Source organism: Streptomyces sp. NPDC090442, from assembly GCF_044769405.1.
GTDB lineage: Bacteria > Actinomycetota > Actinomycetes > Streptomycetales > Streptomycetaceae > Streptomyces.
In genome coordinates this window covers 48,081-69,747 of the sequence record NZ_JBIVXW010000017.1, presented here as the reverse complement: position 1 = coordinate 69,747, position 21,667 = coordinate 48,081, and the positions used below count along the sequence as shown (strand labels likewise).

18 protein-coding genes are annotated in these 21,667 nt (G+C 71.6%); 8 read left to right on the top strand and 10 right to left on the bottom strand.

Annotated elements, in window-relative coordinates; genetic code table 11:
- Positions 1 to 110 precede the first annotated feature (110 nt).
- Both ACIQU6_RS14690 and ACIQU6_RS14685 read left to right on the top strand, forming a co-directional pair.
- Positions 111 to 1,913 carry an ABC-F family ATP-binding cassette domain-containing protein gene (locus ACIQU6_RS14690; RefSeq protein ID WP_403481976.1) on the top strand — a complete coding sequence of 601 codons (1,803 nt, stop codon included), beginning with the start codon at positions 111 to 113 and terminating at the stop codon, positions 1,911 to 1,913.
- 184 nt (positions 1,914 to 2,097) lie between these two features.
- On the top strand, positions 2,098 to 2,793 hold the full coding sequence (locus ACIQU6_RS14685) for a response regulator transcription factor (protein WP_403481975.1): 696 nt from the start codon (positions 2,098 to 2,100) through the stop codon (positions 2,791 to 2,793).
- On the opposite strand, the gene ACIQU6_RS14680 is transcribed toward ACIQU6_RS14685, so the two are convergent.
- Positions 2,763 to 3,083, bottom strand: coding sequence for a hypothetical protein (locus tag ACIQU6_RS14680; RefSeq protein WP_403481974.1), 321 nt, complete (start codon positions 3,081 to 3,083; stop codon positions 2,763 to 2,765). The genes ACIQU6_RS14685 and ACIQU6_RS14680 overlap by 31 nt on opposite strands.
- A 21-nt stretch (positions 3,084 to 3,104) precedes the next feature.
- A complete protein-coding gene (locus tag ACIQU6_RS14675; RefSeq protein ID WP_403481973.1) occupies positions 3,105 to 4,772 on the bottom strand; it encodes a sodium:solute symporter family protein in 1,668 nt (555 codons plus the stop codon).
- Between the two features lie 294 nt (positions 4,773 to 5,066).
- Between ACIQU6_RS14675 and galT the strand changes: the two genes are divergently transcribed.
- The 4 genes from galT (at position 5,067) to ACIQU6_RS14655 (ending at position 9,379) form a co-directional block, all read left to right on the top strand.
- Positions 5,067 to 6,113, top strand: coding sequence for a galactose-1-phosphate uridylyltransferase (gene galT / locus ACIQU6_RS14670; RefSeq protein WP_403481972.1), 1,047 nt, complete (start codon positions 5,067 to 5,069; stop codon positions 6,111 to 6,113).
- Positions 6,110 to 7,114, top strand: coding sequence for a UDP-glucose 4-epimerase GalE (gene galE, locus ACIQU6_RS14665; protein ID WP_403481971.1), 1,005 nt, complete (start codon positions 6,110 to 6,112; stop codon positions 7,112 to 7,114). Before galT ends, galE begins: the two co-directional genes overlap by 4 nt.
- An 81-nt stretch (positions 7,115 to 7,195) precedes the next feature.
- Positions 7,196 to 8,368: a galactokinase gene (galK, locus tag ACIQU6_RS14660; RefSeq protein WP_403481970.1), complete on the top strand. Its 1,173-nt coding sequence runs from the start codon at positions 7,196 to 7,198 to the stop codon at positions 8,366 to 8,368.
- A 228-nt stretch (positions 8,369 to 8,596) separates the two neighbouring features.
- Entirely contained in the window at positions 8,597 to 9,379 is a 783-nt protein-coding gene (locus ACIQU6_RS14655; RefSeq protein ID WP_403481969.1) for a LuxR C-terminal-related transcriptional regulator, read from the top strand.
- An 18-nt stretch (positions 9,380 to 9,397) separates the two neighbouring features.
- On the opposite strand, the gene ACIQU6_RS14650 is transcribed toward ACIQU6_RS14655, so the two are convergent.
- From ACIQU6_RS14650 to ACIQU6_RS14640, 3 genes are all read right to left on the bottom strand, one after another.
- The gene (locus tag ACIQU6_RS14650) at positions 9,398 to 11,416 is read right to left on the bottom strand and encodes a beta-galactosidase (RefSeq protein WP_403481968.1); all 2,019 of its coding nucleotides are present in this window, start codon (positions 11,414 to 11,416) and stop codon (positions 9,398 to 9,400) included.
- A 69-nt stretch (positions 11,417 to 11,485) separates the two neighbouring features.
- A complete protein-coding gene (locus tag ACIQU6_RS14645; protein ID WP_274915305.1) occupies positions 11,486 to 12,259 on the bottom strand; it encodes an SDR family NAD(P)-dependent oxidoreductase in 774 nt (257 codons plus the stop codon).
- Between the two features lie 62 nt (positions 12,260 to 12,321).
- The gene (locus tag ACIQU6_RS14640) at positions 12,322 to 12,819 is read right to left on the bottom strand and encodes a MarR family winged helix-turn-helix transcriptional regulator (RefSeq protein ID WP_403481967.1); all 498 of its coding nucleotides are present in this window, start codon (positions 12,817 to 12,819) and stop codon (positions 12,322 to 12,324) included.
- A 195-nt stretch (positions 12,820 to 13,014) separates the two neighbouring features.
- Between ACIQU6_RS14640 and ACIQU6_RS14635 the strand changes: the two genes are divergently transcribed.
- Complete coding sequence (locus tag ACIQU6_RS14635; protein ID WP_403481966.1) at positions 13,015 to 13,839, top strand: trans-aconitate 2-methyltransferase; 825 nt, start codon at positions 13,015 to 13,017, stop codon at positions 13,837 to 13,839.
- Between the two features lie 461 nt (positions 13,840 to 14,300).
- Here ACIQU6_RS14635 and ACIQU6_RS14630 read toward each other — a convergent pair whose 3' ends face one another.
- Positions 14,301 to 15,002: a TetR family transcriptional regulator gene (locus ACIQU6_RS14630; protein ID WP_403481965.1), complete on the bottom strand. Its 702-nt coding sequence runs from the start codon at positions 15,000 to 15,002 to the stop codon at positions 14,301 to 14,303.
- A gap of 7 nt (positions 15,003 to 15,009) precedes the next feature.
- Positions 15,010 to 15,996 carry an acyl-CoA desaturase gene (locus ACIQU6_RS14625; RefSeq protein ID WP_403481964.1) on the bottom strand — a complete coding sequence of 329 codons (987 nt, stop codon included), beginning with the start codon at positions 15,994 to 15,996 and terminating at the stop codon, positions 15,010 to 15,012.
- Between the two features lie 299 nt (positions 15,997 to 16,295).
- Between ACIQU6_RS14625 and ppc the strand changes: the two genes are divergently transcribed.
- Positions 16,296 to 19,070, top strand: a complete 2,775-nt coding sequence (gene ppc / locus ACIQU6_RS14620; RefSeq protein WP_403481963.1) for a phosphoenolpyruvate carboxylase — start codon at positions 16,296 to 16,298, stop codon at positions 19,068 to 19,070.
- 76 nt (positions 19,071 to 19,146) lie between these two features.
- Here ppc and pth read toward each other — a convergent pair whose 3' ends face one another.
- The 3 genes from pth to ACIQU6_RS14605 all read right to left on the bottom strand — a co-directional run bounded on the left by pth (position 19,147) and on the right by ACIQU6_RS14605 (position 21,594).
- Positions 19,147 to 19,737, bottom strand: a complete 591-nt coding sequence (gene pth / locus ACIQU6_RS14615) for an aminoacyl-tRNA hydrolase (protein ID WP_383423166.1) — start codon at positions 19,735 to 19,737, stop codon at positions 19,147 to 19,149.
- An 89-nt stretch (positions 19,738 to 19,826) separates the two neighbouring features.
- Entirely contained in the window at positions 19,827 to 20,408 is a 582-nt protein-coding gene (locus ACIQU6_RS14610) for a 50S ribosomal protein L25/general stress protein Ctc (protein WP_403481962.1), read from the bottom strand.
- A 211-nt stretch (positions 20,409 to 20,619) separates the two neighbouring features.
- A complete protein-coding gene (locus tag ACIQU6_RS14605) occupies positions 20,620 to 21,594 on the bottom strand; it encodes a ribose-phosphate diphosphokinase (RefSeq protein WP_274915312.1) in 975 nt (324 codons plus the stop codon).
- Between the last annotated feature and the right edge of the window lie 73 nt (positions 21,595 to 21,667).

The following is a 21,667-nucleotide window of genomic DNA, read 5'->3' as shown; positions in this document are numbered from 1 at the left end:
CAGCGGCCCCCGTGGGGCCCGCCCTGCCTCCCCCGAGGCACCCGCCCCGCGCCGACTACCCTTGGAGGCCGACCGAGCCCCGTTACGGGGACGCACAGACCAGGAGTGAGATGGCCGCCAACCTCGTCAATCTGGAAGCCGTCGACAAGGTGTACGGGACGCGTGCGCTGCTCGACGGTGTCTCCCTCGGCGTCAACGAGGGCGACCGGATCGGCGTCGTGGGTCGTAACGGCGACGGCAAGACCACGCTGATCCGGATCCTCGCCAAGCTGGAGTCCGCCGACGTCGGCCGCGTCACGCACGCCGGTGACCTGCGGCTGGGCGTGCTGACCCAGCACGATTCGCTCGACCCGGCCGCGACCATCCGGCACGAGGTGATCGGGGACCTCGCCGATCACGAGTGGGCCGGCAACGCCAAGATCCGGGACGTGCTGACCGGGCTCTTCGGGGACCTGCACCTGCCGGGGTTCACGCAGGGGCTGGACACCGTCATCGGGCCGCTGTCCGGTGGTGAGCGGCGGCGGATCGCGCTGGCCAAGCTGCTGATCGCCGAGCAGGACCTGATCGTGCTCGACGAGCCGACCAACCACCTGGACGTGGAAGGGATCTCGTGGCTCGCGCGGCACCTGGCCGGCCGGCGGTCGGCGCTGGTGGTCGTCACCCACGACCGGTGGTTCCTGGACCAGGTGGCGACGCGGATGTGGGACGTGCAGCGCGGCGCCGTCCACGAGTACGAGGGCGGCTACTCCGACTACGTCTTCGCGCGGGCCGAGCGGGAGCGGATCGCCGCCTCCGAGGAGGCCAAGCGGCAGAACCTGATGCGCAAGGAGCTGGCGTGGCTGCGGCGCGGTGCGCCGGCGCGGACCAGCAAGCCGCGGTTCCGGATCGAGGCGGCCAACGAGCTGATCGCGGACGTGCCGCCGCCGCGGGACAGCAGCGAGCTGATGAAGTTCGCCACCACCCGGCTCGGCAGGACCGTCTTCGAGTTGGAGGGCGTGACGGTCCAGGCCGGGCCGAAGGTGCTGCTGAAGCACCTGACGTGGCAGTTGGGGCCGGGGGACCGGATCGGTCTGGTGGGCGTCAACGGCGCGGGGAAGACCTCGCTGCTGCGGACGTTGGAGGCGGCCGCCCGTAGCGGCGGCGAGCAGCAGCCGGCGGCCGGCAAGGTCGTGGTCGGCAAGACCGTGAAGCTGGCCTACCTCTCGCAGGAGGTCGTGGAGCTCAACCCGGCGCTGCGGGTGCTGGAGGCCGTCCAGCAGATCCGGGACCGGGTGGACCTCGGCAAGGGCCGGGAGATGACGGCCGGTCAGCTCTGCGAGAAGTTCGGGTTCACGAAGGAGAAGCAGTGGACGCCGGTGGGGGACCTCTCCGGTGGTGAGCGGCGGCGGTTGCAGATCCTGCGGCTGTTGATGGACGAGCCGAACGTGCTGTTCCTGGACGAGCCGACGAACGATCTCGACATCGAGACGCTGACGCAGTTGGAGGACCTGCTCGACGGGTGGCCGGGGTCGATGATCGTCATCAGCCACGACCGGTACTTCGTGGAGCGGACGACGGACCGGGTGTTCGCGCTGCTGGGCGACGCGGCGCTGCGGATGCTGCCGCGCGGCCTGGACGAGTACCTGGAGCGCCGGCAGAAGGTGATCGAGGCGGCGGCGCCGGCGCCCGCGCAGCCGGCCGCCGTGGCGCCGAAGAAGCCGGCCGCGGTCAATCGCGCGGCGCAGAAGGAGCTCCAGCGGATCGAGCGACAACTGGACAAGATCGGGGAGAAGGAGGCGGCGCTGCACGCGCAGATGGCGGAGCACGCCACCGACTTCGAGAAGATCGCCGGGCTCGACGCCAAGTTGCGTGAACTGGGCGGCCAGCGCGAGGAGTTGGAGCTGCGCTGGCTGGAGCTGGCGGAGGACGCGTAGTCCCCGTCGTACGCCCTCGCCGCCCCGCGCGCGGCTCGTGCGCGGGGGGCGGCAATCGGCCCCGAATGGCGTGGATTCCCGCGTTCCGGTGGTCTTCTGCGGCCTAGGGGGAGCGGATCGGCAGCCGAGCGTGTAGCTTCCCGGGAACACACAGCCGGGCAGCGACGCGGAGGGGGCTGGCTCGATGGGCGTGCGGCTCATGGTGGTCGACGATCACCGCCTGCTCGCCGAGGCGCTCGCCTCGGCCCTGAAGCTGCGCGGGCACCGCGTCCTGGCGGCCGCCGCGCCCAGCGCCGGGGCCGCGGAGCTGGTGGTGAGCCGGGCGCCGGAGGTCTGTCTGCTGGGCACCGCCGGGCCCGCCGAGCCGGGCGCGTTCGAGCCGGTCGTCCGGATCAAGAAGGAGCGGCCGCAGATCGCGGTGGTGGTGCTCGGCCCGGTGCCCAGCCCGCGCGGGATCGCCGCCGCCTTCGCCGCCGGCGCCTCCGGCTACGTCCGCAACGACGAACGCATCGAGGGCGTCGAGCGGGCCATGATCAAGGCCCGGGCGGGCGAGGCGGCGGTCGCCCCGCAACTGCTCCAGCAGGCGTTCGAGGAGCTGCTGCACCCCGTCGCGCAGCCCGACGACGAGGGGGCGCGGCTGCTGTCGCTGCTGACCCCGCGCGAGGTGGAGGTGCTGATCCGGGTCGCCGAGGGCGAGGACACCCGGGTGATCGCGGCGGGCATGGACATCGCGCCGAGCACCGCCCGCACCCATGTGCAGCGGGTGCTGATGAAGTTGGAGGTCGGCTCGCGGTTGGAGGCGGCCGCGCTGGCCGCCCGCACCGGACTGCTGGAGCGGGTCCAGCGGGTTCAGCCGGCCGCGTCGCGCCCGGCCTCCTGACCGTCCTGCGGGGCCGGGTCGTCCACCGCGGCCGGCGGGGCGATGGGCCGCAGCCGCAGCCACACCAGGAAGGCCGCCCCGAGCACGAACATGCCCAGGCCCGTCCAGAGGTTGACGTTGATGCCCTGGGCCTTCTTCAGGTCCGCGTCGGAGGCGGTGAGCCCGGCGACGGTGACCAGCACGCCGTAGACGACGAACAGGCCGCCGATGATGCGCCGGACGTCGAAGAGCCGGGCGGCGGTGGCCGACCTGCGCTCCAACTCGCTCACTTCGTGCTGTAGTTCAGACATGGCGGGTCTCCGGGGCTTCGGTCAGAGCGAGTAGGGCAGGTAGCACAGCGCGGCGAGGGCGACGGCGCCCCAGCCGAGCAGCGCGGGCTTGCGGTACCAGGCGTCGTCGCCCTCGGCGGGCGGCTCTTCCAGGCCCGGTGCGGTCGTTCCCCAGACCAGCCCGGCCAGTTCGGCCTCCGGCTTGGGCTCGGTGAAGAGCGTGACGGCGACCATCACCACCGCGCCGGCGACGAAGCCGACGATCGCGGAGACGAAGTTGGCGCCCTGGTCGGTGGGGATGGCGATGATGCCCTGCTTGTAGATCCAGAAGTAGTTGACCATCGCGGCGGTGGTGCCGGCGAGCAGGCCCCAGACGCCGGACTTCATCGACGCCCGCTTCCAGAACATCCCGATGATGAAGACCACGAACATCGGCACGTTGAAGAAGGAGAACAGGGTCTGGAGGTACCCCATGATGTTGGAGAACGAGGAGGCGATGAAGGCGGTGCCGATCGAGGCCAGCACGCCGATCGCGGTGATCAGCCGGCCGAAGCGCAGGTAGTAGCCGTCGGCCCGGCCCGGCTTCACGTACTTGGCCCAGATGTCGTAGGTGAAGACGGTGTTGAAGGACGAGACGTTGGCCGCCATGCCGGCCATGAAGGCGGCCAGCAGGCCGGTGACGGCGATGCCCAGCACGCCGTTGGGCAGCAGCTCCTGCATCAGGTAGGGGATCGCGTCGTTGTACTGCAGGCCGCCCGGGGCGCCGATCTTCGGCACGAGGACGGCGGCGACCAGCCCCGGGATCATCACCAGGAAGACGATGAACATCTTCGGGAACGCGGCGATGAGCGGGGTGCGTTGGGCCGCGGAGAGGTTCTTGGCGGACAGCGCGCGCTGCACCTCGGCGAAGTTGGTGGTCCAGTAGCCGAAGGAGAGCACGAAGCCGAGGCCGAGGACGATGGTCAGCCAGTTGGCGCCCAGCGGGTTGGCCTGGCCGATGCCCGTACCGCCCCAGGCGGTAAGGAAGTTGTGGCCGTGCGAGGTGGTGAGCGAGTGGGTCAGGCCGCCCCAGCCGCCGACCCGCTTGAGGCCGAGGACGGCCAGCGGGATGAGCGCGGCGAGGATCACGAAGAACTGGAGGACCTCGTTGTAGATCGCCGAGGAGAGCCCGCCGATGGTGATGTAGGCGAGGACGAAGAGCCCGGCGACGACGATGGCGACCCACTGCGGCCAGCCGAGCAGCGCCTCGACGACGATCGACAGCGCGTAGAGGTTGACGCCCGCGATCAGCACGGCGGCGAAGGCGAAGAGGATCGAGCTGAGCAGGTGCGCCGACCTGTCGAAGCGCTGGAGCAGGAACTCCGGTACCGAGCGGACCTTGGAGCGGTAGTAGAAGGGCATCATGACCAGGCCCAGGAAGACCATGGCCGGGATGGCGCCGATCCAGTACCAGTGGACGACCGCGACGCCGTACTGGGCGCCGGTCGCCGCCATCCCGAGGATCTCGGTGGCGCCGAGGTTGGCGGCGACGAAGGCGAGGCCGGTGACCCAGGCGGGCAGCGACCGCCCGGAGAGGAAGAAGTCCAGGCTCGTCTTCACGCTGCGCCGGGCCGCGAACCCGATGCCGAGGACGACGACGAAGTAGATGGCCAGGATCGTGTAGTCGAGCCCGTTGGTCGGGAGGCGTAGCCCTTCGGCCAGAGTGATCATGGGCCCTCTTCTCGGAAGTACAGCCTTTTCGGGAGCGCAGCGTTGTGCGCGAGGGTGTGCGCGAAGCGAACGCACAAGAACGTACGCACAGGCGACCGAAAACTGAATAGTTTTGTTTGATTCAGTTGTTGGATCATGGCTGAACCGTGTTGATTCTGCGGCGATTTGCCGGTTAAGGCTGTTCTGTCTGTCCGAGAAGGCGCCCGTGGTCCCGCGTTGACGGTGCTGTTGGGTTGTGCTTCATTGTGTTTGTTTCTGTTTGGGCGGCGTGGTCGCCATGATGAGGAGCTCCCGGTGAAGAAGACGACGACCCGGCTCGCGGACGGCCGGGAGCTGATCTACTACGACGCTTCCGACGCCACCGACCGCTCCGCCGTCGACCCCCGCCCGCTCGACCCGGTCGCCACCGCCTCCGAGATCCGCGCGGACCCGCTCCTCGGCGACGCCGTCGCCATCGCCTCGCACCGCCAGGGCCGCACCTACCATCCCCCGGCCGACGCCTGCCCGCTGTGCCCCTCCCGCGCCGGGCGGCACACCGAGATCCCCGCCGACTCCTACGACGTCGTCGTCTTCGAGAACCGCTTCCCCTCCCTGGCCGGCGACCACGGCCGCTGCGAGGTGGTCTGCTTCACCCCCGACCACGACGCCTCGTTCGCCGACCTCACCGAGGAGCAGGCCGCCCTGGTCCTGGACGCCTGGACCGACCGCACCGCCGCCCTGTCCCAACTCCCCGGCGTGGCCCAGGTCTTCTGCTTCGAGAACCGCGGCGCCGAGATCGGCGTCACCCTCGGCCACCCGCACGGCCAGATCTACGCCTACCCCTTCACCACCCCCCGCACCGCCCGGATGCTCGACTCCCTGGCCGCCCACCGCGCGGCCACCGGCCGCAACCTCTTCGACGACGTCCTCGCCCGCGAACGCGCCGACGGCCGCCGCCTCGTCCTCGACGGCGAACACTGGGTGGCCTTCGTCCCCTACGCCGCCCACTGGCCCTACGAGGTACACCTCTACCCCAGGCGCCGGGTCCCCGACCTGCTCGCCCTCGACGAGGCGGCCCGCACAGAATTCCCACAGATCTACCTGGAAGTCTTGCGCCGGTTCGACCGGATCTTCGGCCCGCAAGCGGACCCGACGCCGTACATCTCCGCCTGGCACCAGGCGCCCGTGCACGCCGCGGACCGCGATCAATTCGCCCTCCACCTTGAGCTTTTCACCATCCGCAGGACTTCCGGCAAGCTGAAGTTCCTCGCGGGTTCCGAGTCCGGCATGAACGTGTTCATCAACGACGTGCCGCCGGAAGCCGCGGCCGACCGACTGCGAGAGGTGGCGACCACGCCATGAGCAAGTACCTGGTGACCGGCGGGGCGGGCTATGTGGGAAGCGTGGTGACCCGGCACCTGCTGGAGGCCGGCCACGAGGTCACGGTCCTCGACAACCTCTCCACCGGCTTCCGCGCCGCCGTCCCCGCCGGCGCCGCGTTCGTCGAGGGCGACCTCCACGACGCCGCCCGCTACGTGGACGACTCCTACCGCGCCGTCCTGCACTTCGCCGCGTTCTCCCAGGTCGGCGAGTCCGTCGCCAAGCCCGAGAAGTACTGGCGGAACAACGTCGGCGGCAGCATGGCCCTGCTGGCCGCGATGCGCGACGCCGGCGTGCGCACCCTGGTCTTCTCCTCCACCGCCGCCACCTACGGCGAACCGGTCGGCACCCCGATCACCGAGACCGACCCCACCGCCCCCACCTCCCCCTACGGCGCCAGCAAGCTGGCCGTCGACCACATGATCAGCGGCGAGGCCGCCGCCCACGGCCTGGCCGCCGTCTCGCTGCGCTACTTCAACGTCGCCGGCGCGTACGGCAGTTGCGGCGAGCGCCACGACCCGGAGTCGCACCTCATCCCGCTCGTCCTCCAGGTCGCCCAGGGCCGCCGCGAGGCGATCTCCGTCTACGGCGACGACTACCCCACCCCCGACGGCACCTGCGTCCGCGACTACATCCACGTCGCCGACCTCGCCGAGGCCCACCTCCTCGCCCTCGGAGCGGCCCGCCCCGGCGAACACCTCATCTGCAACCTCGGCAACGGCAACGGCTTCTCCGTCCGCGAGGTCATCGAGACCGCCCGCAAGGTCACCGGCCACCCGATCCCCGAGGTCACCGCCCCCCGCCGCCCCGGCGACCCCGCCGTCCTGGTCGCCTCCGCCCGCACCGCCACCACCCACCTCGGTTGGCACCCCACCCGCCCGGACCTGACCCGAATCATCGCGGACGCCTGGGAGTTCGCGAACCACCGCAGCCCGTCTGACGGTTCCGGCAACTCCGGTGACCGCAGCCCGTCCGGCGTGTGAGGACGAGCCCGCCAGGGCGATGCCCGGCAGCACCCCAACGCACCCGCACCCGCCCCACAACCACCGCACGAAGGACCCCGCGTGACAGACACGGCGCACGGCGCAGCCCACACCGCGGCGGCCTTCCGGAAGGAATACGGCACACCGCCCACGGGGATCTGGGCCGCCCCCGGCCGCGTCAACCTCATCGGTGAACACACCGACTACAACGCCGGCTTCGTGATGCCCCTGGCCCTCCCGCACGCCACCCTCACCGCCGCCACACCCCGCACCGACGGGCTGCTCCGGCTGACCTCCGACGGCGCCCCCGGCGGCACCGTCGAGCTGCGCCTGGACGACCTCCGCCGCACCCCGGACGCCGGCTGGGCCGCCTACCCCGCCGGTGTCGCCTGGGCGTTGCGGGAGGCGGGCCACCGGATCGGCGGCGCGGACCTGTACTTCACCAGCACCGTCCCGCTCGGCGCCGGACTCTCCTCCTCCGCCGCCCTCGAAGTCGCCACCGCCCTGGCCCTGGACGACCTCTACGGCCTGGGCCTGCCCCGCCCCGAACTGGCGCGGCTGGCCCAGCGCGCGGAGAACGCCTTCGTCGGCGTGCCCTGCGGAATCATGGACCAGACCGCCGCGGCCTGCTGCACCGCCGGCCACGCCCTCTTCCTCGACACCCGCGACCTCACCCACCGCCACGTCCCGTTCGATTTGGCGGCCGCGGGGCTGCGCCTCCTGGTCGTCGACACCCGCGTCCGGCACCAACTCGGCGACGGCGCATACGCGGAGCGACGCGCCGGATGCGAACGGGGCGCGCGGGCGCTCGGAGTGCGCGCCCTGCGTGACCTCCCCGTCGCGCTTCTGCCCGAGGCCCTGGCGAAGCTGGCGGACGACCCGGTCGTGCGGGACCTGGTCCGGCACGTCGTCACGGAGAACGACCGCGTCGAGCGGGCCGTCGCCCACCTCGACGCCGGCCGCCCCCGCGCCATCGGCCCCGTCCTCACCGCCGGACACGCCTCCCTCCGCGACGACTTCAAGGTCTCCTGCCCCGAACTCGATCTCGCCGTCGAGGTCGCCGGCGCGGCCGGCGCGCTGGGCGCCCGGATGACCGGCGGCGGCTTCGGCGGCTCCGCGCTGGTCCTGGTCGAGGAGGCCGCCGCGGAGCCGGTCACCGAGGCGCTGCGCACCGCGTTCGCGGCCGCCGGCCACACCCCGCCGCGGATCTTCCCGGCCGTCCCCGGCGCCGGCGCTCGCCGTCTCACGCCCTGACCCCACCGGCCGGGCCGTGCGCCCCCGTTGCTCCCGTCACTTTCGTCAATCGCCTTCCGCTCCCGCACCCCGTCCGTACGCTGGCTTAGGCGTCGACGGGGGGTCGGCGCGGATCAGGGGGGCGGGACCGTGCGGCCCGGGTCGCGGCACGCGCCGCACGGCCGGGGGCGATCTTCAATCCGGGCGCCGTGCCCGCTATGGTCCGTTCACCGAGACAGGGGGTCTTGCGTGCAACGAATCCGGGTCCTGGTGGTGGACGACCACCGCATCTTCGCCGAATCCCTGGCGGCCGCCCTGGCCGCGGAAGTGGATGTGGACGTCGCCGCCGCGGGCAGTGCCCCGGCGGCGCTCCGCACACTCGAAAGGGCCGCCGCCGACGGCCGTCGCTTCGACGTCCTGCTCGCCGACGCCGACCTCGCCGCACCGCTGATGGCGGTGCCGCCCCAGGGCCCGGCCCGCGACGGCACGCCCCGCGAGGGCCCGCCCCGCGGCCACCCGCTCGACGGCATCGCGCTCGTCTCCGGCCTGCGCAACAGCCATCCGTACCTGCGCACCGTGGTCCTCGCCGACCGGGACGACCCGCGCCGGGCCGCCGCGGCCCTGCTGGCCGGCGCCTCCGGGTGGGTCGCCAAGGACTCCTCGCTCTCCCGGCTGCTCGCCGTCATCCGCGGGGTGCTGCGCGACGAGACGCATCTGCCGCCGGCGCTGCTGACCGGCGTGCTGCGGGAGTTGACCGCGGCCCGCAAACACCGCACCGAGAGCGAGCGGTTGGTGGAGTCGCTGACCCCGCGCGAGCGCGAGGTGCTGCGCTGCATGGTCGCGGGCCTGGGCCGCAAGGCCGTCGCCGAACGGCTCTTCCTCTCCCCGCACACCGTCCGCACCCACATGCAGAACGTGCTCGGCAAGCTGGGCGTGCACTCCACCCTCGCCGCGGTCGCCCTGGCCCGCCGCGCCGGCGTCGGCCCCGCCGACCTCGAACCGGCCACGGCGGGACCGCTCACCATGCCCTAGGGCGCCGCCCCGGGCGGGTCACGCCACCGCGTCGTCCCCGTCGCCGTCCCGTCCCGGCCCGGTCAGCACCGCCACCCCCCGGGCGGCCAGCGCCACCCGCGTCACCGCCGCCGCCCGGGGCTCCCGCGCATCCACCATCGGCTCCGGCAGCGCCACCTGAACCGCCCGGCTCCCGTGGTTGAGCAGGAACAGGTACCGGCCGCCGGCGCCCTCCCGCACCGCCGCCTGCACCCCCGCCGGCAGCCCGGGCAGCACCGGCGCCACCCCGGCGGCCGCCCGCACCCCGTCCAACAGGGCCCGCAGCAGCGCCGGTTCCAGCCGGGTGCCCACGTACCACGCCTCGCCCCGGCCGTACGCGTGCCGGGTCACCGCCGGCCCGCCGGCCAGCTCGCCGTCGACGAAGCGCGCCACCGCCTGCGCCCCCTCCAGCACGATCTCCTCGGACCACAGGTCCGCCCGTCCGGCCAGCGCCCCGTCGCCGACCGCCACCGAACGCCCCTCGGCCAGTGGCCAGAACTCCGCCACCCGCAGCCCCAACACCTCGCGCAGTACCGCCGGATAGGCCCCCGGGTGCACCCGGTCACAGGCGTCGACGATGCCCGAGAAGAACGACACCACCAGCCGCCCGCCGTCCCGCACATACGCCGTCAGCCGCGCCGCGTCCGGGGCGGTCAGCAGGTAGAGGTTCGGCACCACCACCATCGGGTAGCCGGCGAGCTCCGCCCGCGGCGGCACCACGTCGCACGCCACCCCCGCCTCGAAGAGCGGCCGGTAGTGGTCCAGCGCGATCCGCGAGTGGTCCAGCGCGGTGGACGGCCGGGAGTCCAGCTCCAGCGCCCACCAGCTCTGCCAGTCCGCCAGCAGCGCCACCGACGCCCGCGACCGGGTCCCCTCGATCCCCGGCACCGCCGCCAACTCCCGCCCCAGCTCGCACACTTCCCGGAAGATCCGGGTATCCGTCCCGCCGTGCGGCACCATCGCCGAGTGGAACTTCTCCGCCCCGCCGCGGGACTGCCGCCACTGGAAGAACAGCACCGCGTCCGCGCCCTGCGCCACCGCCTGCCAGCTCCACAGCCGCGTCGCCCCGGGCGGCTTCGGCCCGTTCCGCGGCCGCCAGTTGACCGCCCCCGGCGCCTGCTCCAACAGCAGCCACGGCTGCCCGCCCCGCGCCGAGCGCATCAGGTCGAAGACATAGGCCGCCCGGACGTGGTCGTCCGCCGCGTGCGGGTCCTGGTAGAAGTCCAGCGCCATCACGTCCATCGACGGCGCCCAGCCGAACGCGTCCACCGGCTTGTGCTGCGGCATCAGGTTCGTCGTCACCGGCACCCCCGGCGTCACCCGGGTGAGCACCTCCCGCTCGGCCAGGTAGCACTCCCGCAGCGCCTGGTCGCCGAACCGCAGATAGTCCAGTTGCTGCGCCGGGTTGGGGAAGGTCGGCGCGGCCCGCGGCGGCAGCACCTCCGCGAAGTCCCCGTAGCCCTGCGACCAGAACGCCGTCGACCAGGCGTCGTTGAGCGCCGCCACGCTCCCGTAGCGCTGCCGCAGCCACCGCCGGAAGTCCTCCGCGGACACGTCGCAGTAGCACTGCCGGGTGTGACACCCGTACTCGTTGCCCACGTGCCACATCGCCAGCGCCGGATGGCCCGCGTACCGGGCCGCCAACTCCTCCACCAGCCGCACCGCGTACGCCCGGTAGACGAGGCTGGAGGGGCAGTAGTGCTGCCGCGCGCCCGGCCAGCGCCGCCGCCCCTCCGCGTCCTGCGGCAGGACCTCCGGGTGCGCGTGGCTCAGCCACGGCGGCGGCGACGCGGTCATGGTCGCCAGGCACACCCCGATCCCGGCGCCGGCGAGCCCGTCCAGCACCCGGTCGCACCACGCGAAGTCCCGTTCCCCCGGCCGCGGTTCGACCTTGGCCCAGGAGAAGATGCCGACCGTGACCATGGTGACGCCGGCCGCCTTCATCAGCGCCAGGTCCTCGGCCCACACCTCCTCGGGCCACTGCTCGGGGTTGTAGTCGCCGCCGAATCGGATGCCCATCGGACCCCCTGGTCGCCTGTGGGATTCCGGCGCCGCGCACCGCCACGGGCGCCGCTCCCAAGGTCTGCCTCACGAGGAGTCCTTGTACACGCTCCACCCGCCGTCGACCACCAGACTCGCCCCGGTGACGAACGACGCCTCACCGGACAGCAGGAACGCGATGGCCGCCGCGACCTCCTCGGGCCGCCCCAGCCGCCCGGCCGCCGTCTGTGCCGCGCTGGCCCGCCGCCGCTCCTCGTCGATGCCGTCCCACGCGGCGGTCTCCACCGGCCCCGGCAGCACGCAGTTGACCCGCACCGCCGGCCCGTACTCCACCGCCAACTGCCGCCCGAGTCCGGTCAGTCCGGCCTTCGACGCCGCGTAGGCCGGCCGGCCCGGCAGCCCCACCAGCGCGTGCACCGACGAGGTGAGCACCACCGCGCCCCCACGCGCCCGCAGATCCTCCAACGCGGCCCGCACGCCCAGGAACGCCCCGGTCAGATTCACCGCCAACTGCCGGTCCCACTCCGCCGGCGAGGTCCGGTCGGCCGGCGCCACATGCGGCAGATACGCGTTGGAGACCAGCCCGTCCACCGGCCCGTACCGGGTGCGCGCCGCCTCGACCGCGCGCCGCCAGTCGTCCTCGACGGCCACGTCGCAGTGCGCGTACGAGGCCCGGCCGCCGGCCGCCCGGATCCGTCTCGCGGTGCGCTCCCCGCGGGCGTCGTCGATGTCCAGCAGCAGCACCGCGGCGCCCTCGACCGCCAGCCGGTGCGCGGTCGCCGCCCCGATACCGCCGGCGGCACCGGTGACCAGCACCGTCCGCCGAACGAACCGTCGCCCCACGGTCTCCTGGTGGCTCATCCCGCGATCCAAGCCCACCCCATGGCTACCAGGCAAGAGGACCCTAAGGGTCGACCTCGGTCCTAAACCGGCACGTTGTCAAACGGTCCGGTCAACCGACGCAGAAGACCGGCCAATTCCTGACGTTGCTGCCGTGAGAGTTCGGCCAAGATTGCGCGCTCCTGCGTGAGCAGCCCGGCCAGCGACTCGTCGGCCTTGTCGCGCCCCTTGGCCGTGAGCCTGACCAGCACACCTCGCCGGTCGCTGGGGTCCGGCAGCCGCTCGACCAGTTCCTTCTTGGTGAGCCGGTCGATGCGGTTGGTCATCGTGCCGGAGGTGACCAGCGTCTGGGTCAAGAGGGCGCCGGGGGAGAGTTGGTACGGGGCGCCGGCGCGTCGCAGCGCGGTGAGCACGTCGAATTCCCAGGGCTCCAACCCGACCTCGGCGAACGCGAGACGGCGGGCCCGGTCGAGGTGTCTGGCCAGCCTGGAGACGCGGCTGAGCACCTCAAGCGGCTCCACGTCGAGGTCCGGGCGCTCGCGGCGCCATGCTGCGACCAGTCGATCGACCTCGTCCTCCATGGCGATCAGTGTAAAGGGTCTGTCGATGTTAAGTCTCTTGACGTCAAGCATCTTGATGCGAAGATATATTTCTGTGGGCGATTGGGCATCGTGGGCCCGAGTGCCAGAGATGGCCAGAACTCGACCGCTCACCGATAGGAACGCTCCACAACTAAAAGCGTGCCCGGCCCTGCACCAGCAAAGGGGTTATCGAACATGCACGACGCACCAACGTGGGACCCACAGCAGTACCTCCACCACTCCGGACATCGCACCCGCCCCTTCCACGACCTGATCGCCCGGATACCACAACTGCCGCGCCCCGACCGCCCCGCCCGCATCGCCGACCTCGGCTGCGGCCCCGGCAACGTCACCGTCCAACTCGCCGACCGCTGGCCCGACGCCCACATCACCGGCTTCGACAACTCCCCGGACATGCTCAAGGAGGCCGAGACCCACGCGGGCCCGACCCCCGGCGGCGGCCACCTCGACTTCGCCACCGCCGACGCCACCGACTGGATCCCCGAAGAGCCCTACGACCTGATCGTCTCCAACGCGGCCCTGCAATGGGTCCCCAACCACCCCGAATCCTTCGCCCGTTGGATCGACGCGCTCACCCCCGGCGGCACCTTCGCCTTCCAGGTCCCCGGTAACTTCACCTCGCCCAGCCACGCCCTCCTCGGCGAACTGTGCGACTCCCCCCAGTGGCGCGACCGCCTCACCAGTCACGGCCGCCGCTTCGTCCACATCCTCGACCCCGCCGACTACCTCATGCGCCTCACCCACCTGGGCTGCGCCGTCGACGTCTGGGAGACCACCTACGTCCAACTCCTCCAGGGCGACGACCCGGTCCTCGACTGGGTCAAGGGCACGGCCCTCCGCCCCGTCCTCACCGCCCTGGAGAACGACCCGGAGGCCCGCGAGGTCTTCCTCACCCAATACCGCGACGCACTCCGCCGCGCCTACCCCACCGGCCCGCACGGCACGGTCTTCCCGTTCCGCCGCATCTTCGCGGTGGCCCGGAAGCCCGCCGGCCGATAGCTCCGCATGAGCACCGGCCTCGACCACATCCAGCTCGCCGCCGGCCTGGGGAGGCAGGAGAAGGCTGCTGGTTCGAGGCCGGCGCGGATCCGCGCCGAGCACTTCGCACGTCGCGGCGCAACACCGTACCCATTCCGCCGAACCCTGACGACGAGGGCTGCTCGCCGTAGCGGCGGAAGAACGATCGCCGAATCCGCAGCCGGCAACGTCCCCTTGGGGGCACGCGCACGGCCGCCGACACCCCACACCACAACAGGACGCGCCCGCGTCAGCCGACCCCGGCCGAGACGGCGGGGTAGCCGCCCGTGGCGCCTCCGACCCCCACCCACCGGAGAAGGGGCGAACGACCCCGGCCGCCACGCGCGGGGCCCCAACAGCCCGGCGCGACCACACAACACCCAGCGGCGGAAGGCTCAACCATCCGCACCCCCCAACGTGGGATGCCCCCGCAGGACGACCGCTCAGCTCTTCCGGTGCCCTATCAACCGAGGCCGAGCCTCCAGGTTCCCCAACCCGTGCCACGCCAGATTCACCAGGTGCGCCGCCACCTCCGCCTTCTTCGGCTTACGGGTGTCGACCCACCACTGCCCCGTCAACGCCACCATCCCCACCAGTGCCTGCGCATACAGCGGCGCCAGCTTCGGGTCGAAGCCCCGGGCCTTGAACTCCAGGCCCAGGATGTCCTCGACCTGCGTGGCGATATCGCTGATCAACGACGCGAAGGTGCCCGTCGACTGCGCGACCGGCGAATCCCGCACCAGGATCCGGAAGCCGTCCGTGAACGTCTCGATGTAGTCGAGCAGCGCGAACGCCGCCTGCTCCAGGAGCTCCCGCGGGTGACCGGCGGTCAGCGCGCCGGTCACCATGTCCAGGAGCTGCCGCATCTCGCGGTCCACGACCACCGCGTACAGCCCCTCCTTGCCGCCGAAGTGCTCGTAGACCACCGGCTTGGAGACCCCGGCCTTCGCCGCGATCTCCTCCACCGACGTGCCCTCGTAGCCGCGCTCGGCGAACAGCGTGCGGCCGATGTCCAGCAACTGCTCACGGCGCTCCGCACCGGTCATCCGCACCCGGCGGGCCCGCCGGCCCCCCGAGGACGAGGGCGCGGAGCCCCCCGAGGGCTTCCTCTTACTGCCGTTGTTCGCGCTGCTGTCGATCGCCACCCGTCAATCATGCCCCCAGCGGGGCCTTCCCCTCGCCCCGGGCGCCGTCCTTGCGTCGGCCCTCGATCCGGGCCGCGCTCGGCCACCGCACGTCATACGCCCACCCCGCCCACTCGAACCAGCGGATCAGCCGGGCACTGGAATCCACCTGGCCCCTCATGACCCCGTGCCGGGCACTGGTCGGATCGGCGTGGTGCAGGTTGTGCCAGGACTCCCCGCACGACAGCACCGCCAGCCACCACACGTTGCCGGACCGGTCACGGGACTTGAACGGCCGCTTGCCGACCGCGTGACAGATGGAGTTGATCGACCACGTCACGTGGTGCAGCAGCGCCACCCGCACCAGCGAGCCCCAGAAGAACGCCGTCACCGCGCCCTGCCACGACCACGTCACCAGCCCGCCCACCAGCGGCGGCGTCAGCAGCGACACCACCGTCCACAGTACGAACTGGCGGGAGACCAGGCGGATCGCCGGGTCCTTGACTAGGTCCGGCGCGTACTTGTGCTGCGGCGTCTGCTCCTCGTCGAACATCCAGCCGATGTGCGCCCACCACAGACCCTTCAACAGGGCCGGCACCGTCTCGCCGTAGCGCCACGGCGAATGCGGATCGCCCTCCGCGTCGGAGAACTTGTGGTGCTTGCGGTGGTCGGCGACCCAGCGGACCACCGGCCCCTCCACCGCGAGCGACCCCATGATCGCCAGCGTGATCCGCAGCGGACGCTTCGCCTTGAACGCGCCGTGCGTGAAGTACCGGTGGTAGCCGATGGTGATGCCGTGGCAGCCGATGAAGTACATCGCCACCATCAGGCCGAGGTCCAACCAGCTCACGCCCCAGCCCCAGGCCAGCGGCACCGCCGCGACCAGGGCCAGGAACGGCACGGCGATGAACAACAGCAGGGTGATCTGTTCCAGGGATCTGCGCTGCTCACCGCCGAGCGTCGCGGACGGCACGGCGGAGGCGGCAGAGGAACCGGCGGGCGCGTCAAGCGGCATCGGCGACTCTTCCACGGCTTTGGGACCAGCGGTCATGTGGTGTCCCTCGTCGGGGGGCTCGGGGGCACGGCTACGGCCCTACGGGACCGTAACCTACGGTCTCGTAAGTATGGCAGTGACACCACCCCGGGCAAGGCCGTGACAGGCCCCGCCCCGCCGCCCGCGCCCGATGCCCACCCTGCGGACGGTGTGATCCCGGGCAAGGGGGAGAGACCTATCCTGGGGGCGTCGGACAGCGCGGTCCGCACCCCGCACAGACGTGCTCAATGACTGCACCATCCCCGCAAGGAGCCGCATCCGTGAGCAGTGCCGACCACACCCCCGCCGAGTCCGCCGCCCCCAAGGCCGCCCCCAAGGCCACCCCCGCCGCCGGCGACAACGGTGCCCTGCGCGCCGACATCCGCCGCCTCGGCGACCTCCTCGGCGAGACCCTCGTCCGGCAGGAAGGCCAGGACCTCCTCGACCTCGTCGAACGGGTCCGCGCCCTGACCCGCACCGACGGCGAGGCCGCCGCCCGGCTCCTCGGCGAGACCGACCTGACCACCGCCGCCAAGCTCGTCCGCGCCTTCTCCACCTACTTCCACCTCGCCAACGTCACCGAGCAGGTGCACCGCGGCCGCGAACTGCGCGCCAGGCGCGCCGCCGAGGGCGGCATCCTGGCCCGCACCGCCGACATGCTCAAGGACGCCGACCCCGAGCACCTGCGCGAGACCGCCCGCAACCTCGGCGTCCGCCCCGTCTTCACCGCCCACCCCACCGAGGCCGCCCGCCGCTCCGTCCTCACCAAGCTCCGCAAGATCGCCGAGCTGCTGGACCGCACCGAGGCCGCCGACCGCCGCCGCACCGACCTCCGCCTCGCCGAGAACATCGACCTCATCTGGCAGACCGACGAACTCCGCGTCGCCCGGCCCGAACCCACCGACGAGGCCCGCAACGCCATCTACTACCTCGACGAACTCGGCCGCGGCGCGGTCGGCGACGTCCTGGAGGACCTCGCCGCCGAACTGGAGCGCGCCGGCACCGAACTCCCCGCCGGCACCCGCCCGTTGACCTTCGGCACCTGGATCGGCGGCGACCGCGACGGCAACCCCAACGTCACCCCCCAGGTCACCTGGGACGTCCTGATCCTCCAGCACGAACACGGCATCACCGACGCCCTGGAACACATCGACGAGCTCCGCGGCGCCCTCTCCAACTCCATCCGCAACTGCGGCGCCACCGACGAACTCCTCACCTCGCTCCAGCGGGACCTCGACCTCCTCCCCGAGATCAGCCCCCGCTACAAGCGCCTCAACAGCGAAGAGCCCTACCGCCTCAAGGCCACCTGCATCCGCCAGAAGCTCCTCAACACCCGCGACCGGCTCGCCGGCGACACCCCCCACGTCCCCGGCCACGACTACCTCGGCACCAGCGAACTCCTCGACGACCTCGCCCTCATCCAGACCTCGCTGCGCGCCCACCGCGGCGGCCTGATCGCCGACGGCCGACTGGAGCGCACCCTGCGCACCATCGGCGCCTTCGGCCTCCAGCTCGCCACCATGGACGTCCGCGAGCACGCCGACGCCCACCACCACGCCCTCGGTCAGCTCTTCGACCGCCTCGGCGAGGAATCCTGGCGCTACGTCGACATGCCCCGCGACTACCGCCGCAAGCTGCTCGCCAAGGAACTCCGCTCCCGCCGCCCCCTCGCCCCCAGCCCCGCACCCCTGGACGAGGCCGGCGCCAAGACCCTCGGCGTCTTCCGCACCATCCGCAAGGCCAAGCAGACCTTCGGCCCCGAGGTCATCGAGTCCTACATCATCTCCATGTGCCAGGGCTCCGACGACGTCTTCGCCGCCGCCGTCCTCGCCCGCGAGGCCGGCCTCATCGACCTGCACGCCGGCTGGGCCAAGATCGGCATCGTCCCCCTCCTGGAGACCACCGACGAGCTGAAGATCGCCGACCAGCTCCTCGACGACATGCTCTCCGACCCCTCCTACCGCCGCCTCGTCGCACTCCGCGGCGACGTCCAGGAGGTCATGCTCGGCTACTCCGACTCCTCCAAGTTCGGCGGCATCACCACCAGCCAGTGGGAGATCCACCGCGCCCAGCGCCTGCTGCGCGACGTCGCCCACCGGCACGGCGTCCGACTGCGCCTCTTCCACGGCCGCGGCGGCACCGTCGGCCGCGGCGGCGGCCCCTCCCACGACGCGATCCTCGCCCAGCCCTACGGCACCCTCGAAGGCGAGATCAAGGTCACCGAACAGGGCGAGGTCATCTCCGACAAGTACCTCGTCCCGTCACTGGCCCGCGAGAACCTGGAGCTGACGGTCGCCGCCACCCTCCAGGCATCCGCCCTGCACACCGCACCCCGCCAGTCCGACGAGGCGCTGGCCCGCTGGGACGCCGCCATGGAGACCGTCTCCGACGCCGCCCACCACGCCTACCGCCACCTCGTCGAGGACCCCGACCTCCCCGCCTACTTCTTCGCCTCCACCCCCGTCGACCAGCTCGCCGACCTCCACCTCGGCTCCCGCCCCTCCCGCCGCCCCGACTCCGGCGCCGGACTCGACGGCCTCCGCGCCATCCCCTGGGTCTTCGGCTGGACCCAGTCCCGCCAGATCGTCCCCGGCTGGTACGGCGTCGGCACCGGCCTCAAGGCCGCCCGCGAAGCCGGCCTCGGCAGCGTCCTCGACGAAATGCACGACCACTGGCACTTCTTCCGCAACTTCCTCTCCAACGTCGAGATGACGCTGGCCAAGACCGACCTGCGGATCGCCCAGCACTACGTCGACACCCTCGTCCCCGACGACCTCAAGCACGTCTTCGACACCCTCAAGGCCGAACACGAGCTCACCGTCGCCGAGGTCCTCCGCATCACCGGCGAGGACGAACTCCTCGACGCAAGCCCCGTGTTGAAGCAGACCTTCCACGTCCGCGACGCCTACCTCGACCCCATCTCCTACCTCCAGGTCTCCCTCCTCAAGCGCCAGCGCGACGCCGCCACCGCCGGCCAGGAACCCGACCCCCTCCTCTCCCGCGCCCTCCTCCTCACCGTCAACGGCGTCGCCGCCGGCCTCCGCAACACCGGCTGACCCCACCCCCACACGACGACGGGCCCGCCCGGAGCAACCGCTCCGGACGGGCCCGCCGCCGTCCCCCGCGCACCGCCTACGAGTTGTACGTCGACTGCGCCCGCTCCAGCCCCTCGATGACCAGGGCCTCCACGGCGTCCGCCGCCCGGTCCACGAAGTAGTCCAACTCCTTGCGCTCCGCCGACGAGAAGTCCTTCAGCACGAAATCCGCCACCGGCATCCGCCCCGGCGGCCGCCCGATCCCGAACCGCACCCGGTGGTACTCCGCCCCCGACGACTTCGTGATCGACTTCAGCCCGTTGTGCCCGTTGTCGCCGCCCCCCAGCTTCAACCGCAACGCACCGAAATCGATGTCCAACTCGTCGTGCACCGCCACGATGTTGGCCACCGGCACCTTGTAGAAGTCCCGCAACGCCGTCGTCGGCCCACCCGACAGATTCATGAACGACGACGGCTTCGCCACCACCACCCGACGGCTCAACGGACCCGGCGGACCGATCCGCCCCTCCACCACCTGGGCCCGCGCCTTGTGCGACTTGAACCGGCCGCCCATCCGCTCCGCCAGCAGATCGGCCACCATGAAGCCCACATTGTGGCGGTTGCCCGCATACTCCGGGCCCGGATTGCCCAGCCCCACGATGAGCCAGGGGCTCGCCGCATCCGTCATGTCCACGTCTCCTCAAAAACGACCCAACCGCCGCCCGGCGCCGGACGGCGCCGCGACGGCGGTTGGGAAGAAAACTACCGCGCGGAGACTCAGGCCTCCTCGCCCTCGCCCTCAGCCTCGGCCGGAGCCTCCGCCTGCGCGGCGACGACCTGCAGCACCGGGGCGTCCTCCTCGACCGCCAGCGACACACCGGCCGGCAGCGCGATGTCCTTGGCCAGCACCGTGTGACCGGCGTCCAGACCCGCGATGGAGACGGTGACCGACTCCGGGATGTGCGTCGCCTCGGCCTCGACCGGCAGCGTGTTCAGCAGGTGCTCCAGCAGGTTGCCACCCGGGGCCAGCTCACCCTCGGTCTGGATCGGCAGCTCGACGGCGACCTTCTCGCCCTTCTTCACCGCGAGGAAGTCCACGTGCACCAGGAAGCGACGGATCGCCTCACGCTGCACGGCCTTCGGGATCACCAGCTCGCTCTCGCTGCCCATCTCCAGACGGATCAGCGCGTTCGGCGTCTTCAACGCCATCATCAGCGCGTGGCTGTCGAGCGCCACGTGCTTCGGCTCCGCGCCGTGGCCGTAGATGACCGCCGGAACCTTCTCCTCGCGGCGCAGACGACGCGCCGCGCCCTTGCCGAACTCGTCCCGGGACTCAGCGGTGAGCTTGATCTCAGCCATGCCAGCACTCCTCGTATCTCAATGAAAACCTCTGCGGGGCGTCACCCGGCCCACGACAGACCAGCTACGAAGAGCGCGTCGATAACGGAGCACCACCGCAAAAAGGGCGGCCTCCCTCGCCGAGCAACCCCAAGAGTCTACCCGGCCAGAAAGGCCGCCCCAAAGTCGATCTAGCCGGCCACCGCCGACCACCGACCCAACGCGACGAAACTCACTGCTCGTCGAAGAGGCTCGTCACCGAACCGTCCTCGAACACCTCACGGATCGCCCGCGCGACCGTCGGCGCCATCGACAGCACCGTGATCTTGTCCAGCTCCAACTCCGAAGGCGTCGGCAGCGTGTTCGTGAACACGAACTCGCTCACCTTCGAGTTCTTCAGCCGGTCCGCCGCCGGACCCGACAGCACACCGTGCGTCGCCGTCACGATCACGTCCGCCGCACCGTTGGCGAACAGCGCCTCGGCCGCCGCGCAGATCGTGCCACCGGTGTCGATCATGTCGTCGACCAGGACGCAGACCCGGCCCTTGACGTCACCGACGACCTCGTGGACGGTGACCTGGTTCGCCACGTCCTTGTCCCGGCGCTTGTGCACGATCGCCAGCGGCGCACCCAGGCGGTCGCACCAGCGGTCCGCCACCCGCACCCGGCCGGCGTCCGGCGACACCACGGTCAGCTTGTCGCGGTCCACCTTGGCGCCCACGTAGTCCGCCAGCACCGGCAGCGCGAAGAGGTGGTCCACCGGGCCGTCGAAGAAGCCCATGATCTGGTCCGTGTGCAGATCCACCGTGACGATGCGGTCCGCGCCCGCCGTCTTCATCAGATCCGCGATCAGCCGCGCCGAGATCGGCTCACGACCACGGTGCTTCTTGTCCTGCCGCGCATACCCGTAGAACGGCACGACCACGGTGATGCTCCGGGCCGAGGCCCGCTTCAGCGCATCGATCATGATCAACTGTTCCATGATCCACTTGTTGATCGGAGCCGTGTGGCTCTGGATCAAAAAGCAGTCCGCACCGCGCGCCGACTCCTGGTAACGGACATAGATCTCACCGTTGGCGAAATCGAAAGCCTTCGTCGGGACCAGGCCCACACCCAGCTGGTGCGCGACCTCCTCAGCAAGCTCGGGGTGGGCGCGGCCGGAGAAGAGCATCAGCTTCTTCTCGCCGGTCGTCTTGATCCCGGTCACAGCACATCTCCTTGCATCACGGTTTGCGTGCGCTCATCACGGTACGCCCCGCACGGCATACCCGTCGGCACAG

Coding starts and splice junctions, on each gene's coding strand:
- ACIQU6_RS14675 (WP_403481973.1), bottom strand. CDS start 4,772: ATGATCACTCTGGCCGAAGGGCTACGCCTCCCGACCAACGGGCTCGAC.
- ACIQU6_RS14635 (WP_403481966.1), top strand. CDS start 13,015: ATGCACGACGCACCAACGTGGGACCCACAGCAGTACCTCCACCACTCC.
- ACIQU6_RS14650 (WP_403481968.1), bottom strand. CDS start 11,416: ATGGGCATCCGATTCGGCGGCGACTACAACCCCGAGCAGTGGCCCGAG.
- ACIQU6_RS14645 (WP_274915305.1), bottom strand. CDS start 12,259: ATGAGCCACCAGGAGACCGTGGGGCGACGGTTCGTTCGGCGGACGGTG.
- ACIQU6_RS14640 (WP_403481967.1), bottom strand. CDS start 12,819: ATGGAGGACGAGGTCGATCGACTGGTCGCAGCATGGCGCCGCGAGCGC.
- ACIQU6_RS14610 (WP_403481962.1), bottom strand. CDS start 20,408: ATGGCTGAGATCAAGCTCACCGCTGAGTCCCGGGACGAGTTCGGCAAG.
- ACIQU6_RS14685 (WP_403481975.1), top strand. CDS start 2,098: ATGGGCGTGCGGCTCATGGTGGTCGACGATCACCGCCTGCTCGCCGAG.
- ACIQU6_RS14690 (WP_403481976.1), top strand. CDS start 111: ATGGCCGCCAACCTCGTCAATCTGGAAGCCGTCGACAAGGTGTACGGG.
- ACIQU6_RS14625 (WP_403481964.1), bottom strand. CDS start 15,996: ATGCCGCTTGACGCGCCCGCCGGTTCCTCTGCCGCCTCCGCCGTGCCG.
- ACIQU6_RS14680 (WP_403481974.1), bottom strand. CDS start 3,083: ATGTCTGAACTACAGCACGAAGTGAGCGAGTTGGAGCGCAGGTCGGCC.
- galE (WP_403481971.1), top strand. CDS start 6,110: ATGAGCAAGTACCTGGTGACCGGCGGGGCGGGCTATGTGGGAAGCGTG.
- pth (WP_383423166.1), bottom strand. CDS start 19,737: ATGACGGATGCGGCGAGCCCCTGGCTCATCGTGGGGCTGGGCAATCCG.